This window comes from Nocardia sp. NPDC004151, from assembly GCF_042874235.1.
Taxonomy (GTDB): domain Bacteria; phylum Actinomycetota; class Actinomycetes; order Mycobacteriales; family Mycobacteriaceae; genus Nocardia.
Map to the genome: position 1 here is coordinate 29148 of NZ_JBIAMR010000017.1, position 13616 is coordinate 42763.

The 13616-nt window shown below is 67.9% G+C and carries 10 protein-coding genes; 6 read left to right on the plus strand and 4 right to left on the minus strand.

The features are described 5' to 3' along the window. The first annotated feature begins 29 nt into the window (after positions 1–29). On the plus strand, positions 30–845 hold the full coding sequence (locus tag ACFYTS_RS29875; RefSeq protein ID WP_387308892.1) for an exodeoxyribonuclease III: 816 nt from the start codon (positions 30–32) through the stop codon (positions 843–845). Between the two features lie 17 nt (positions 846–862). Here the strand turns inward: ACFYTS_RS29875 and ACFYTS_RS29880 are convergent, their stop codons facing one another. The 3 genes from ACFYTS_RS29880 to ACFYTS_RS29890 all read right to left on the minus strand — a co-directional run bounded on the left by ACFYTS_RS29880 (position 863) and on the right by ACFYTS_RS29890 (position 5844). Next, positions 863–1501 (minus strand): hypothetical protein, encoded by a 639-nt coding sequence (locus ACFYTS_RS29880; RefSeq protein ID WP_387308894.1) that lies wholly within the window; start codon positions 1499–1501, stop codon positions 863–865. 138 nt (positions 1502–1639) lie between these two features. Beyond that, entirely contained in the window at positions 1640–3466 is a 1827-nt protein-coding gene (locus ACFYTS_RS29885; RefSeq protein ID WP_387308896.1) for an acyl-CoA dehydrogenase, read from the minus strand. A gap of 458 nt (positions 3467–3924) precedes the next feature. Next, complete coding sequence (locus ACFYTS_RS29890) at positions 3925–5844, minus strand: acyl-CoA dehydrogenase family protein (RefSeq protein WP_387308898.1); 1920 nt, start codon at positions 5842–5844, stop codon at positions 3925–3927. Positions 5845–5968: 124 nt separating this feature from the next. Between ACFYTS_RS29890 and ACFYTS_RS29895 the strand changes: the two genes are divergently transcribed. The 4 genes from ACFYTS_RS29895 (at position 5969) to ACFYTS_RS29910 (ending at position 11387) form a co-directional block, all read left to right on the plus strand. Next, on the plus strand, positions 5969–6595 hold the full coding sequence (locus tag ACFYTS_RS29895) for a TetR family transcriptional regulator (protein WP_357284666.1): 627 nt from the start codon (positions 5969–5971) through the stop codon (positions 6593–6595). Positions 6596–6634: 39 nt separating this feature from the next. Next, positions 6635–7840, plus strand: coding sequence for a homogentisate 1,2-dioxygenase (locus ACFYTS_RS29900; protein WP_387308901.1), 1206 nt, complete (start codon positions 6635–6637; stop codon positions 7838–7840). 1 nt (position 7841) lies between these two features. Next, the gene (gene fahA / locus ACFYTS_RS29905; protein WP_387308904.1) at positions 7842–9020 is read left to right on the plus strand and encodes a fumarylacetoacetase; all 1179 of its coding nucleotides are present in this window, start codon (positions 7842–7844) and stop codon (positions 9018–9020) included. Between the two features lie 102 nt (positions 9021–9122). Continuing rightward, on the plus strand, positions 9123–11387 hold the full coding sequence (locus tag ACFYTS_RS29910; RefSeq protein WP_387308906.1) for an MMPL family transporter: 2265 nt from the start codon (positions 9123–9125) through the stop codon (positions 11385–11387). On the opposite strand, the gene ACFYTS_RS29915 is transcribed toward ACFYTS_RS29910, so the two are convergent. Continuing rightward, entirely contained in the window at positions 11384–12058 is a 675-nt protein-coding gene (locus tag ACFYTS_RS29915; RefSeq protein ID WP_357284677.1) for a TetR/AcrR family transcriptional regulator, read from the minus strand. The two genes, ACFYTS_RS29910 and ACFYTS_RS29915, sit on opposite strands and share 4 nt — an antisense overlap. Positions 12059–12154: 96 nt before the next feature. Here ACFYTS_RS29915 and ACFYTS_RS29920 point away from each other — a divergent pair, with 96 nt between their 5' ends. Further along, entirely contained in the window at positions 12155–13549 is a 1395-nt protein-coding gene (locus ACFYTS_RS29920; RefSeq protein ID WP_387308908.1) for a lipase family protein, read from the plus strand. Positions 13550–13616 lie beyond the last annotated feature (67 nt).

The window sequence follows — 13616 nt, forward strand, 5'->3', positions numbered from 1 at the left end:
AAGACACTAGTTCCGAAAGGTTTATCGCTGTGCGTATCGCCACCTGGAATGTGAACTCGATCCGCACCCGGCAGGATCGGGTGCTGGCGTGGCTGGACCGCGCCGATATCGATGTGCTGGCCATACAGGAAACCAAGTGCAAGGACGAGCAGTTCCCGTTCGAGGCGTTCGAGGCCGCCGGGTACGAGGTCGCGCACGTGGGCCTGAACCAGTGGAACGGCGTGGCCATCGCCTCCCGGGTGGGCCTGGACGATGTCGAGATCCACTTCCCGGATCAGCCCGGTTTCGACAAGGACGCGGGCGAATCCCTGTTGAGCACACCGGTGGTGGAGGCCCGCGCGATCGGCGCGACCTGCGGCGGGGTGCGGGTGTGGAGCCTGTACGTGCCGAACGGCCGCGCGCTCGACGACCCGCACTACACCTACAAGCTGGAGTGGCTGGCGGCGCTGCGGTCCGCGGGCGCCAAGTGGCTGTCGGAGGATCCGGACGCGCAGATCGCGCTGGTGGGTGACTGGAATATCGCGCCGACCGATCTGGATGTGTGGTCGCCGGAGTTCTTCGAGGGCAAAACCCATGTGTCCGAACGGGAACGGGATGCCTTCGACGCGTTCGGCGAGACCGGTTTCACCGACGTGATGCGGCCCTTCCACCCGGGCCCCGGCGTCTACACCTACTGGGACTACACGCAACTGCGCTTCCCCCGCAAGGAGGGCATGCGCATCGACTTCATCCTGGCCTCCCCCGCCCTGGCCGCGCGCGTCACCGACGCGAACGTGGACCGGGAGGAGCGAAAGGGCAAGGGCGCCAGCGATCACGCGCCCGTGACAGCCGTCCTCGCGGACTAGTTCGGCCGGGCCCGGCTTCAGACCGGCCGGGCCTTGATGGCGTCGCGGGAGATGAAGACGTCGTAGGTGCCCGGGACGGCGATGACGGCGTTGCCGTTGGTCGAGCGCACGAAAGGCCTGGTGTACCAGGTCTTGTCCTTCATGTCCTGGAAGAAGTCGGCGTCGCTGCCATTGAGGAAGATCTGGTTCTGCTTGGTGGCGACGCCGTCGAGACGCTGGCCGTAGAGCCGGGTCACCTTGTATCCGGCATTGAAGCCGAGCGCGTTCACCCACGCCTCGAGTTCCACGATATTGGCCTGCAGCACCCACATGTCGCCCTCGACCTGGTAGGTCTTGTGCTGGTCGCCGTGGCCCTCGTCGCCGTAGAGGGTGAGGTTCACATCCAGCAGGTGTTCCTGTCCCGCAACGGGTTCGACCTCGACATGCGCGGCCTTGACTTCGCCGGCGAGTCCGAGGAAGGCCTGCAGGAGCGTGGTGATCCACAGGATCACCACCGCGACGAACGCCAGACCCGCCGCGCCCATGCCGCGTCCGACCAGCACACGCCAGCCGACCGTGCGGGCTTTCAGTACGGCCGAGACCAGTAATCCGATGGCCGCGATGCCCAGCACCAACAGCACCATCTGGATCCAGCCGAAGGTAACCGGGAAGACCATGCCGTAGTTGTACCCGCTCGGCACGACACGTATCGGTGGGTCAGCAATGAAGTGTGCGTGTCATGACGGTGTGTCATCTGATCCCCCAACGAAATCCGGCCCCGCACCACGGGTGCGGGGCCGGAGCTCGAGTGCGAATCAGAAGGCCGCTTCGTCCAGCTTCATGATGTCGTTGTCGAGGTTCTCGATCACCGAGCGCGAGGCGCTGAGCAGCGGCAGCTTGTTCTTGGCGAACCAGGACGCCACGCCGACCTTGCCGGCGTAGAAGTTCTTGTCCTTCTCGGCCGCGCCCGCGTCCAGCGCCGCCTGGGCGATGGCGGCGTGCTCGAGCAGTCGCCACGCGATGACGAGATCGCCCACGGCGTACAGGAATCGGACCGAGCCGAGGCCGACCTTGTAGAGCTCGTCGACCTGCTGCTGCGAGGCCATCAGGAAGCCGGTGAGCGCGGCCGCCATGGCCTGCACGTCGGTCAGGGCCGCGCCGAGCAGTCCGCGTTCGATCTTGAACTGGTCGGGGCCGCCGTCGACGAACCGCTGGATCAGGCCCGCGACATGTCCGAGCGCCACGCCCTTGTCACGAATGATCTTGCGGAAGAAGAAGTCCTGCGCCTGGATGGCGGTGGTGCCCTCGTACAGCGAGTCGATCTTGCAGTCGCGGATGTACTGCTCGATCGGGTAGTCCTGCAGGTAGCCGGAGCCGCCGAGGGTCTGCAGCGATTCGGTCAGCGACTCGTAGGCGCGGTCGGAGCCGCAGCCCTTCACGATCGGCAGCAGCAGGTCGTTGACCCGCTCGGCCAGTTCGGCGTCGGCGCCGTAATTGGCCTGCGCCACATCGGCGTTCTGGTAGGAGGCGCAGTACATGTACAGCGCGCGCAGGCCCTCGGCGTACGCCTTCTGGGTGGCCAGCGAGCGGCGCACGTCCGGGTGGTGGGTGATGGTGACGCGCGGGGCGGCCTTGTCGGTCATCTGGGTCAGGTCCGCGCCCTGGACGCGCTGCTTGGCGTACTCGAGGGCGTTGAGGTAGCCGGTGGACAGCGCGCCGGTGGCCTTGGTGCCCACCATCATCCGCGCGTTCTCGATGACCTTGAACATCTGCGCGATGCCGTTGTGCACCCCGCCGACCAGGTAGCCGACGGCCGGGATGTCGCCGCCGAAGGTGATCTCACAGGTGGGCGAGGACTTGATGCCCATCTTGTGCTCGACGCCGGTGACCAGCGCGCCGTTCTTGGCGCCGAGTTCCATGGTCTCCGAGTCGAACAGGAAGCGCGGCACCATGAACAGCGACAGGCCCTTGGTGCCGGGTCCGGCGCCCTCGGGGCGGGCCAGCACCAGGTGGAAGATGTTGTCGGCGGTGTCGCCGACGTCGCCGCCGGAGATGAAGCGCTTCACGCCCTCGACGTGCCAGGTGCCGTCGGCCTGTTCGATGGCCTTGGTGCGGCCCATGCCGACGTCGGAGCCGGCGTCGGGTTCGGTGAGCACCATGGTGCCGCCCCAGCGGTTCTCCCAGGCGTGCGCGGCCCAGCGCTTCTGCTCGTCGGTGCCCTCGTCGAAGAGGACCTTGTGCATGAGCGGGCCCATGTTGAAGAAGGAGGCCGAGTTGTTGGCGGCGACCAGCATTTCCTGGATGGCCCAGATGAGGACGTTGGGGGCGGCCACGCCGCCCATCTCCTCGGCCATGCCCAGGCCGGAGTAGCCGGCCTCGTTGACCGCGGCCACGGTCTTCTTCAGCGATCCGGGCACCGTGATGGTGTGCTGCTCGGGCAGGAACTCGACCGGGTTGCGGTCGGCGTCGGCGAAGGACTCCGCGATCGGGCCTTCCGCGAGGCGCTTGGCCTCGGCGAGCATCTCCCGCGCGGTGTCGCCGTCGAGGTCGCCGTAGGCGCCGCTGTCCAGCAGTTCCCCGATCCCCAGTACTTCGAACAAGTTGAACTCGATGTCTCGCAGGTTCGCCTTGTAATGGGACACGGAAGGGCCTCCTCGGCTGAAGTTTCGACGCGGTTCCTCAGATCAAGATCCGGGATCGACCCGAACGATTCCGTACGCCTGTCCGGTTACGCAAGCGTAGGCAGACGTCTTAACCATTCGGGCCCGCACCGACCCGGCCCGATCCCGAAAAGTTAACCGCGCCGTTATGCGCTCGAGCTGGATCTGCGTCCGTACGGCTCCTTGGCCTGCTGCGGAGTGACCGTGATGGGATTCACGGGAACCCCGGCTCGCATATGTTCCACCAAAAGCCGACCGGTCATCCGACCAATTCCATGGCGGACGACAGGCCGGCTTCAGCCGATCGCTCGTCATCGCCGACATGGCCGCGCGCATCGCGGGCGGGTAGGCGGCGTCGAGCACGGCGGACCGATCGAAGCCACCGGCGACCCGCATCCACTCGGGCAGGGTGGCGATGGCCGCCGGGGTGCGGTGTCGGATCAGGGGTTCATCTCGTAGGTTCCGGCCAGGGCGCGGACCTGGGTGAGGACGTTCTCGAAGCGGGCCGGGTCGGCGACCGGGCGGCGGACCAGGTCCAGGGCGCGGACCTGCTGGGCCTTGGTGGCGGTCGGCTTGGTGTGCAAGGTCAGTGCGTGCTTGCAGAATTCGCGCACGAACAGGTCGAAGAGCTGGTCGAGGACGGCCTCGTCGGCGCCCGCGATCTCGGCCTGCTCGAGGATGAGTTGCGCGTACGGGAGGGTGGTGAACAGCTCGCCGAGGCCGAAGAGGAAGTCGACGTCCTGCTGCTGTTCGGCGGTCGGCGTCGCCGCGGCCAGCAGGGTTTGGAAGGCGAGGGCCTGTTCGAGGAAGACCGCGACATTCGGGATGTGCGCGAACTTCTCGAATACCGGACGCCAGTCGGCGAAGCGGATCTTGCCCAGGCCGCTGCTCGGGCCCTGCCGGAACAGGAATTCGTCGTCGGCGGCATCGCGGCGGGTGGGCACGGGAGCGTGTGCGGCACGGGCGAATTCGGTCTTCAGCGCGGGCACGGCCTTGGCGGCCGGACCGGTGGCGCGGCGGCTGGTCCAGCTCAGCGCGCCGGACACCGCACGCACCGCGCCCTGGGGGGCGAGACCCGCGCCGGGCAGGTAGCGCAGCGCGGCCAGGCCCGCGTCGGCGGGATGGAACATGTAGTTGGGCATGAACTTCAGCGACAGCGCCATGTTCACGTGCACGGTACCCTCGAGCCGCGGCAGCCCGAACATGCCGACCATGGCCATGGGGAAGTACATGTCGTTCTCGAACCCGCGGGCGGCGATCACGTCGGCGAGGTCCTCGTAGAGCTGCTGGCCGTGACGGGTGACCGACATCTTCTCGATAGCGTTGAACAGCAGGTACCGCCGGTCGTTCTCGTCCGCGCAGCGCAGGTAGTCGATGGCGCGCTCGCTGTAGAGCTTCATGCCGATCAGGCGCGCGTAGCTGTCCGCGAGCAGCGATTTCACCTGCGGGAACTCGGTCACGCGGTGCCCGAACAGGATTCGGTTCTCGGCGTGGGTCACGGCCTCGAACATGGCGTGCTCGCAGGCCCCGACCGCGCCGAAGCCGAGGTTGAACTTGCCGACGTTGACGGTGTTCATGGCGGCGTCGAAGGCGGCGCGGCCGGTGTGCAGGATGTCGGATTCGGCGACCGGGTACTCGTCGAGATCGAAGGCGGCGACATACATCTGGGAGTCGACGACGTTCTTGCGCAGCTTGTAGTTCTTGTGCCGGGAGTCGGCGGCGAAGAACAGGTAGCCGGAGTACTCCTCGTCGGTCATCTTCCGCAGGAAGTCGGACGAGTCGATGATCGGCTTGTCGGCGCGGCGGCCGAAGACCGACACCATGCCCGCGAGATTGCCGTTGCCGATGTAGTACTTGCCGCCGGTGGCGGTGCACCCGCCGCCCGGTGTCGGCTCGAGCACCATGTCGGTGGCGTAGATGTCGGCGCCGTGCTCGCGTTCGGACAGGCCGAAGGCGAAGATCTCGCCGGATTCCAGCAGTCCGGCGGCGCGGGCCTTGGCCTCGGCGTTGGCGCTCTGCCAGATCGGGCCCAGGCCCAGGATCGTCACCTGCCACACGTACCAGTACTGCATGCCGTAGAAGCCGAGGATCTTGCTCATCATGGCGATGCGGGCGGTGTCCCAGCGCTTGTGCGGGTCCCCGCCGGCCTGCGCGGCCGGGGTCAGGAAAGTCGCGAAGACCCGTTCGCGCTTGATGAAGTCGAGGAAGTCGGCGTACCAGACGCGGTCGCGGCTCTCGGCCAGCAGCCGGACCTTGCCGAACGCCTCGAAGTAGTCGACGGTGGCCCGCAGCAGTCGCCGGGTCTCCGCGTCGAATTCGGTGAATTCGCAGGTCTTCGGGTTGAACAGGGTCTGACTCATCGGTCTTCGTCTCCTCCGGCCGTGGGCTCGCCCGGCTCCTCCGGGTGTTTTCATTCGTGAATGTAGCATTTTTGTTCGTAGCTGTAGGAAAGGATCGCCGGGGCCGCTGCTATCGTCGGTGCGCATGGGCACCGATTCGGCGACACGTCCACGCCAGCGCGCGCGGCATCTGGGTCCCGAACGCCGTCGCCCGCAGGTCCTCGACACCGCTCTGGAGATCGCCGTCGCCGACGGCATCGCGGCGGTCACCATCGCCGCGGTGGCCGACCGCATGCAGGTCACCCGCCCGGTCATCTACGCCTGCTTCGCCGATCGGGTCGAGCTACTCGAGGCGCTCATCCGGCGCGAGGAGGACTACCTGGTGCAGGGCGTGCTGGAGACGCTACCCCGCCGCCGGGTGGAAGCCGATGAGGCGGTGTTCGTGGAGGGCTTCCGCGCCCTGCTGCACACGGTCTCCCAACGCCCCGACACCTGGCGGCTGCTGTACGGCAATCCCGATCCGGCCGTGGCGGATTCGTTCGGCAAGGGTCGGCTGCTGGCGGTGGAACGCTGCACCCGGCGACTACGCCCGACCCTGGCGGCCTGGGGCACCGCCGATGCCGAACACAAGCTTCCGGCCCTGGTCGAGTTGTGGGTGTCGGCCGGCGAGGGCGCGGTCCGCACACTGCTGACCGAACCGGGCGATTGGAATCCCGACACTCTCGGAGAGTTCGTCGGCGCGGCGGTCTACCGCGCCCTGCGTCACGCCTGACTACGATGGAAATCGACCATCGGTCAGCGGGAGGACGCCATGACGTTCTATCGGCAGGTTGGTTCGGTGCCGCCCAAGCGGCACACGCAGCATCGAGATGAGAGCGGCCGGCTCTATTACGAAGAGCTGATGGGAGAAGAGGGCTTCTCCGGCGATTCCTCGCTGCTCTATCACCGCGGACTGCCCCCGGCCATCGTGGATTCGTCGGTGTGGGTGCTGCCGCAGCAGCGGCTGTTCCCGAATCACCCACTGCGGCACCGGCATCTGAAACTGCACGAACTGTTCCTGGGCGACAGACCGGGCGACAGCGACGTGGTGACCGGGCGGCGGCTGCTGCTCGGCAATGCCGACGTGCGCATCTCCTATGTGGCGGCGCTGCGCGAATCGGCGCTGTACCGCAATGCCATCGGCGACGAACTGGCCTATATCGAATCCGGTTCGGGGCGACTGGAAACCGTGTTCGGCACGCTGCCGGTGCGGCAGGGTCATCAGGTGCTGTTGCCGCGCGCCACCACTCACCGCTGGGTTCCGGACGGCCCGGAACCGTTGCGCGCCTACATCATCGAGGGCTCCGGCCACATCACCCCACCGAAACGGTATCTCTCGAAATACGGTCAGTTCCTGGAGAATTCGCCCTACTGCGAACGCGATCTCCACGGGCCGACCGAGCCGGTCGAGGTCGGCGGCGAGAATGTGGAGGTGCTCGTCAAGCACCGTCCCGCCGGTGAGATCGTCGGCACCAGCATGGTTTACGCCACCCATCCCTTCGATGTGGTGGGCTGGGACGGCTGCCTGTACCCGTTCACCTTCGATATCGCCGATTTCGAGCCGATCACCGGCCGGGTGCACCAGCCGCCGCCGGTGCATCAGGCGTTCGAGGGCCAGAACTTCGTGATCTGCGATTTCGTGCCGCGCAAGGTGGACTACCACCCGCTCTCGATCCCGGTGCCCTACTACCACTCGAACGTGGACTCCGACGAGATCATGTTCTACTGCGGCGGAAACTACGAGGCGCGCAAGGGATCCGGGATCGGTCAGGGTTCGGTGTCGGTGCATCCGGGCGGGTACGCGCACGGTCCGCAGCCGGGAGCCTACGAGGGCAGCATCGGAATCGACTTCTTCGACGAACTGGCGGTCATGGTGGACACCTTCCATCCGTTGCAGTTGGGTGAGGGCGCGCTGGCGTGCGAGGACCCGCGCTACGCGTGGACCTGGTCGGGTAAGGGGCCGTCGGAATGGATCTGAATTGAGCAGCCGGGTGCGTATCGAGGTCCCCGCGGATTCCGGTTTCGGCCTGGACCACCTGCCGTACTGCGTATTCCGGCCCTCCGGCCGGGAACCCCGGGTGGGCGCCCGGCTGGGCGACACCGTGATCGATCTGGCGGTGGCACTCGACGACCCGATGTTCCATCAGCCCAGCTTGAACGCTTTCATGACCCAGGGGCCGCGGTGCTGGCGCGAGATCCGGGAGCGGGTGCGGACCGCCGCGGAGGCGGAACTCCCTGCCGCCGCGGTGCACGAGGTGCGCGCGGTCCGCCTGGATCTGCCGATCGAGATCGGCGACTACGTCGACTTCTACGCCAGCCTCGATCACGCCACCGCCCTGGGCCGCATGCTGCGCCCGGACGGTGAACCGCTGCTGCCGAATTGGCGGCATCTGCCGGTGGGCTATCACGGCCGCGCGGGCACCGTGGTGGTATCGGGCACCGATGTCATCCGGCCGCACGGGCAGCGCCGGACCGACTCCGGCACACCGGATTTCGGTCCGAGTCGCCGCCTCGACATCGAGGCCGAACTGGGTTTCGTGGTGGGCGCGGGCTCGGCGCTCGGCACGCCGATCGGTACCGGCGAGTTCGCCGACCACGTTTTCGGGGTGGCTCTGGTCAACGATTGGTCGGCGCGCGATATCCAGGCATGGGAGGGTCAGCCGCTGGGCCCGTTTCTGGGCAAGTCCTTCGCAACCAGCCTGTCGGCGTGGGTGACTCCGCTCGACGCCCTCGCCGCGGCCCGCATTCCGCTGCCGCCGCAGCATCCCGAGCCGCTGCCGTATCTGCGCGATGCCGCGGCCTGGGGTCTGGACATCACGGTTCGGGTGGCCTGGAACGAGCAGCTGGTCTCCGCTCCCCCGTACCGGCGCATGTACTGGTCACCGGCGCAGATGCTGGCGCACCTGACGGCGAACGGGGCCTCGACCCGCACCGGGGACCTGTTCGCGTCCGGCACGATCTCCGGCGCGGATCGCGGCGAGCGCGGGTCGCTGATGGAGATCAGCTGGGGTGGCACCGAACCTGTCGAATTGAACGGCGTGCAGCGGACGTTCCTGCAGGACGGCGATGAGGTGGTGCTTACGGCAACCGCCCCGGCGGTCGGCGGCGGGCGGCTGGAGCTGGGCGAAGTCCGCGGGCGCATCGCGAAAGCCGAGTAATAGCCAGCACGCATGGCCATGAGTATGGTCACTGAACCTACCGGTCGGTCGATCAGGGAAAGTACCGTTCCGAAAGTTTGCGACTTTCGGAGGGCGGCGTCGATGTTGACCACTTCTGCCCGGTTCGCCATGGCGCGCCCGCGCGCCGTGCTGGTGGCCGCGCTGCTGCTGATGCTGGTGTGCGGCGGCTTCGGGGCCACCGTGAAATCGCACATGGTCGGCGGCGGATATCTGACCGGCTCGCTGGAGTCGGTGCAGGCCAACGACTTCATCACGAAGAGCTTCCCCGGCGGCAACCCGAACCTCATCGTCATGGTGAGCGGTGACGGCGGAGTCAACAGTCCGGAGGTGCGCGCGGAGGCGCAGCGCATCACCGACACGTTGAGCCACGACTCGACGGTCACCGGCGTCCAGTCCTATTGGGCCAACAGCGCGGCCCGGCCCGACCTGGCCACCGCGCTGAAGAGCAAGGACGGGCAGCGCGGGCTGATCATGGCCACGGTGACCGGCACCGACACCGAGGTGCAGAACCGGGCCGCGGACCTGTCCACCGAGCTCAATGGCGACCGCGACGGCGTGCGGGTGCGGGTGGGCGGCATGGCCGGATCGTTCGCCGATATCAACCACCAGGTCGAGAAGGATCTGCTGCTGGCCGAGGCCATCGCGGTGCCGGTGTCGGCGCTGCTGCTGGTGCTGGTGTTCGGCAGCGTGATCGCGGCCCTGCTGCCGGTGGGCGTGGGGCTGTTCGCGATCGCCGCCACCCTCGGCATCCTGCGCGCCATGACCACGTTCATGGACGTGTCGATCTTCGCGCTGAACATGACCAGCGCGCTGGGCCTGGCACTGGCCATCGACTACAGCCTGTTCATCGTCAGCCGGTACCGGGAGGAGCTGGCCAATGGGCGCGACACCCGGGCGGCGATCCTGCGGTCGGTGCAGACGGCCGGGCGGACCGTGGTGTTCTCCGGCCTGACCGTCGCGCTGGCGCTGGCGGCGCTGGCGGTGTTCCCGCAGCCGTTCTTCAAGTCCTTCGCCTATGCCGGTGTCGCCGTGGTGGTCGCGGCCGTGGGCGCGTCGGTGCTGCTGTTGCCCGCCGCGCTGATGCTGCTCGGCGATCGCGTCAATGCCTGGGATCTGCGGAAGCCGGTGCGCCGCTTGCTGGGTCGCGGTGAGCCCGCGCCGAAGCAGCCGGAGGAGACCTTCTGGTACAAGCTGGTCACCGGTGTCATGCGGCGGGCGCTGCCGGTCGCCGTGGTCACCGCGGCGGTGCTGCTGGCGCTCGGATCCCCGTTCCTGAAGGCGCATTTCGGTACGCCGGACGACCGGGTGATCGGCACCTTCGCCTCCAGCCGTCAGGTCGGTGACGCGCTGCGGCACGACTTCGGCGCCGATATGGCCTCGAGTGCCGTGGTGGCACTGCCCGGATTCCACGGGGACACCAAGGAGATCGGCGCGTACGCCGCCCGCCTGTCGCAGGTGCCGGGGGTTCCGGCGGTGCTGTCCGGTGACGGCGTCTACGTGAACGGCGCGAAGATGGCTCCCGGCGTGCAGCAGATGACCGGACCCGACGGCGCGTACCTGTCGGTCGGCACCCGGATCGCCCCGTACTCCGCGGAGGGCAAGCAGCAGCTCGCCGCTCTCCGCGCGGTGCCCGCTCCCGGCGACGTCCTCTTCGGCGGCGCGGCCGCCCTGAACGAGGACACCATGGATTCGGTGATCACCCGGCTTCCCTTGGCGGGCGCGATCATCGCGATCATCACCCTGATCCTGCTGTTCCTGTTCACCGGCAGCGTGGTGCTCCCGGTGAAGGCGCTCCTGCTGAACCTGCTGTCACTGACCGCCACCTTCGGCGCCATGATCTGGGTCTTCGAGCAGGGTCACGGCGCGAGCCTGCTGGGCTTCACCTCCACCGGCAGCATCGACCTGTTCATGCCGATCCTGATGATCTGCCTGGCCTTCGGCATGTCCATGGACTACGAGGTCTTCCTGCTCTCCCGCATCCGCGAGGAGTGGCTGGCCTCCGACCGCTCGCCCGAGGCCAACACCCGTTCGGTGGCGCTGGGCGTGGCCCGCACCGGCCGCATCTTCACCGCCGCCGCGGGCCTGATGGCGGTGGTCCTGCTGGCGGTGGCCACTTCCGAGGTGGCCCCCATGAAGCTGTTCGGCATCGGCCTGGCGCTGGCCGTCGTCTCCGACGCCACCGTCATCCGCGGCCTGCTGGCCCCGGCCCTCATGCGCCTGATGTCCACCGCGAACTGGTGGGCCCCCAAACCCCTTGCCGCCCTGCACAAGCGGATCGGGCTGGAGGAGGAGCCGGGCGCGGCGGCGGCCGGCGACGAGGACCGCGAGGTCGCGCTGGCCCGCTAGCGGCGGGCGGCGCGGCCCGCGTCGACGACGGCGACGAAGTTCTCCAGGTCCGAGATCAGGATGTCGACGGATTCCGGGGCGCCGCCGTCGTCGTGGTGGTGCAGCCAGTCTGCGACGAGCTCGAACATGCCGCCGATGGTGGCCAGGGCCAGCGCCAGCAGCCGGGGTTCCTCATGCGGGTCGGCTTGCAGCCATTGGCGTTTCAGGAATTCTGCGGACCACCGGCGATTAGCGCGGCGCATGCCCTCGACGGCGGGCGAGATGCCGCCCGCTTCGCCGAAGGTGACCTTCGCGAGGCGGGGGTCGTCGGCGATGGCGTGGACGAAGGCCGCGAGGACGGTGGCGCGGCGGGTGGGCCAGTCGGCGTCGGCGGTCTCGACGGCCACCTCGGCGACACGTTGCTGGATGCCGGTGGTGATCTGTTCCAGCAGGGCGGTGTAACACGCCTCCTTGCTGTCGAAGTGGTCGTAGAAGCCCTTGGTGCCGACGAAGGCGTGCTGGCAGATCTGCTCGATAGAGGTGCCCGAATAGCTTTGCCGGGCAAAGAGTTCGGTGGCGGCGATGAGGAGCTGACGGCGGCGCTGGGCGCTGCGCTCGCCGGCGTCGAGGCCGCGGATGCGACGCCGGACGGGTGGCGCGCCGGTCGACGCGGCAGATTTGCTGCGGGACATACCTAAACGATAGCCAAGCACATTTCAGAAAGACATCTTGTTGGCAACCCGGGGCCGTGCTGTAATCGCTGTCACGTCGAGGAAGGGAACGGAGACGTGGCAATCGATGGGGATCGCCGACCGCGAGGGGGGCGGCTGCTCGCGGCCGCGCTCGCGACGGCACTGACGGCCACCGCGGCCGTACTACTAGGCGGCGCGAATTCGGGAACAGCCGCCGCACAACCGCTTCCGGTCAATCAGGATCCGTTCTACGGAGCGCCGGACGGATTCGAATCGACCGCGCCGGGCACCGTGCTGCGCACACGCGAGGTGCGACTCGCGGTACTCACGGTGCTGCCCGTGCACGTGCGGTCGTGGCAGCTGCTGTACCGCACCACCGATCTGTTCGGGCAGCCGGCCGTGGCGGCCACCACCGTCGCGGTTCCCGAGGGGGCGAACACCTCCCACGGTCGCCCGCTGGTCTCGCACCAATTCTTCTACGACAGCACCTCACCGGCCTGCGCGCCGTCCTATGTCCTGCGACAGGGTGGCGGGCTGCCCGCGGTGGAGGGCATCCACTCCACCGCCGAATACCTGGAACTCGCGGCCTCCATCAGTCAGGGCTACGCGATCAACATCCCCGACTACGAGGGGGTGGATGGGCATCTCGCGGTGGCGAAGGAACCCGGCTACATGATTCTGGACAGTGTCCGCGCCGCCGAGAGCTTCGCGCCGCTGGGCCTGGACGGCGCGAATACCCCGGTGGCACTGTGGGGTTACTCCGGCGGCGGCATGGGCAGCGGCTGGGCCGCGGAGATGCAGCCGGGGTACGCGCCGGAGCTGAACATCAAGGGCATCGCGCTCGGTGCGCCGGTCTCGGATGTCGAATCCCTCTTGCACGTCAACGGTTCCCTGTTCGCCGGCCTCATCGGCGTTGGCATCGCGTCGCTGCGCAACGCGTACCCGCGATTCGCGGAGACCACCGAGAAGTACCTGACCCCCGAGGGCCGCGCGCTCATGGACCGCACCGCGCACCAGTGCCTGGTGCGCAATGCCCTGACCCTCATGTTCACCGACTACCAACGCCTGCTGACCATCCCGATCGCGGACTACCTGGCCCTGCCGGAGATCCACGAGGTCTTCGACGCGACCGTGCTGGGCGGCACCGCGCCGACCGCGCCGACCATGGTCTATCAGGGCGTGTACGACGAGGCCGTCCCGTGGTTCACGAACGACCGCATGGTGCGGCGCTGGTGTGACGGCGGTGCGTCGGTCTACTACAAGCGCGATCACCTCAGCGAGCACCTCACCCTGACCACGCTCGGCATGGCGGATGCCTTCAACTGGGTGAAGGCGCGCCTGGCACCGGGCGCACCCGATCCGGCAGGCTGCCGCACCGAGGACGTGGTCACCATGCTCGGCGCTCCGGACGCGCTCGCGACGCAGATCGAGATCCAGTTGAACGCCGTATTCGGCGCGCTGGGCCGGCCGATCGGGCCGCGCGAGAACTGAACGGCGGGACACCCGCTCGGAGCAGACCGAATCGTATATTCCACGGTCCCGGGGTTGCCGTGCCCCG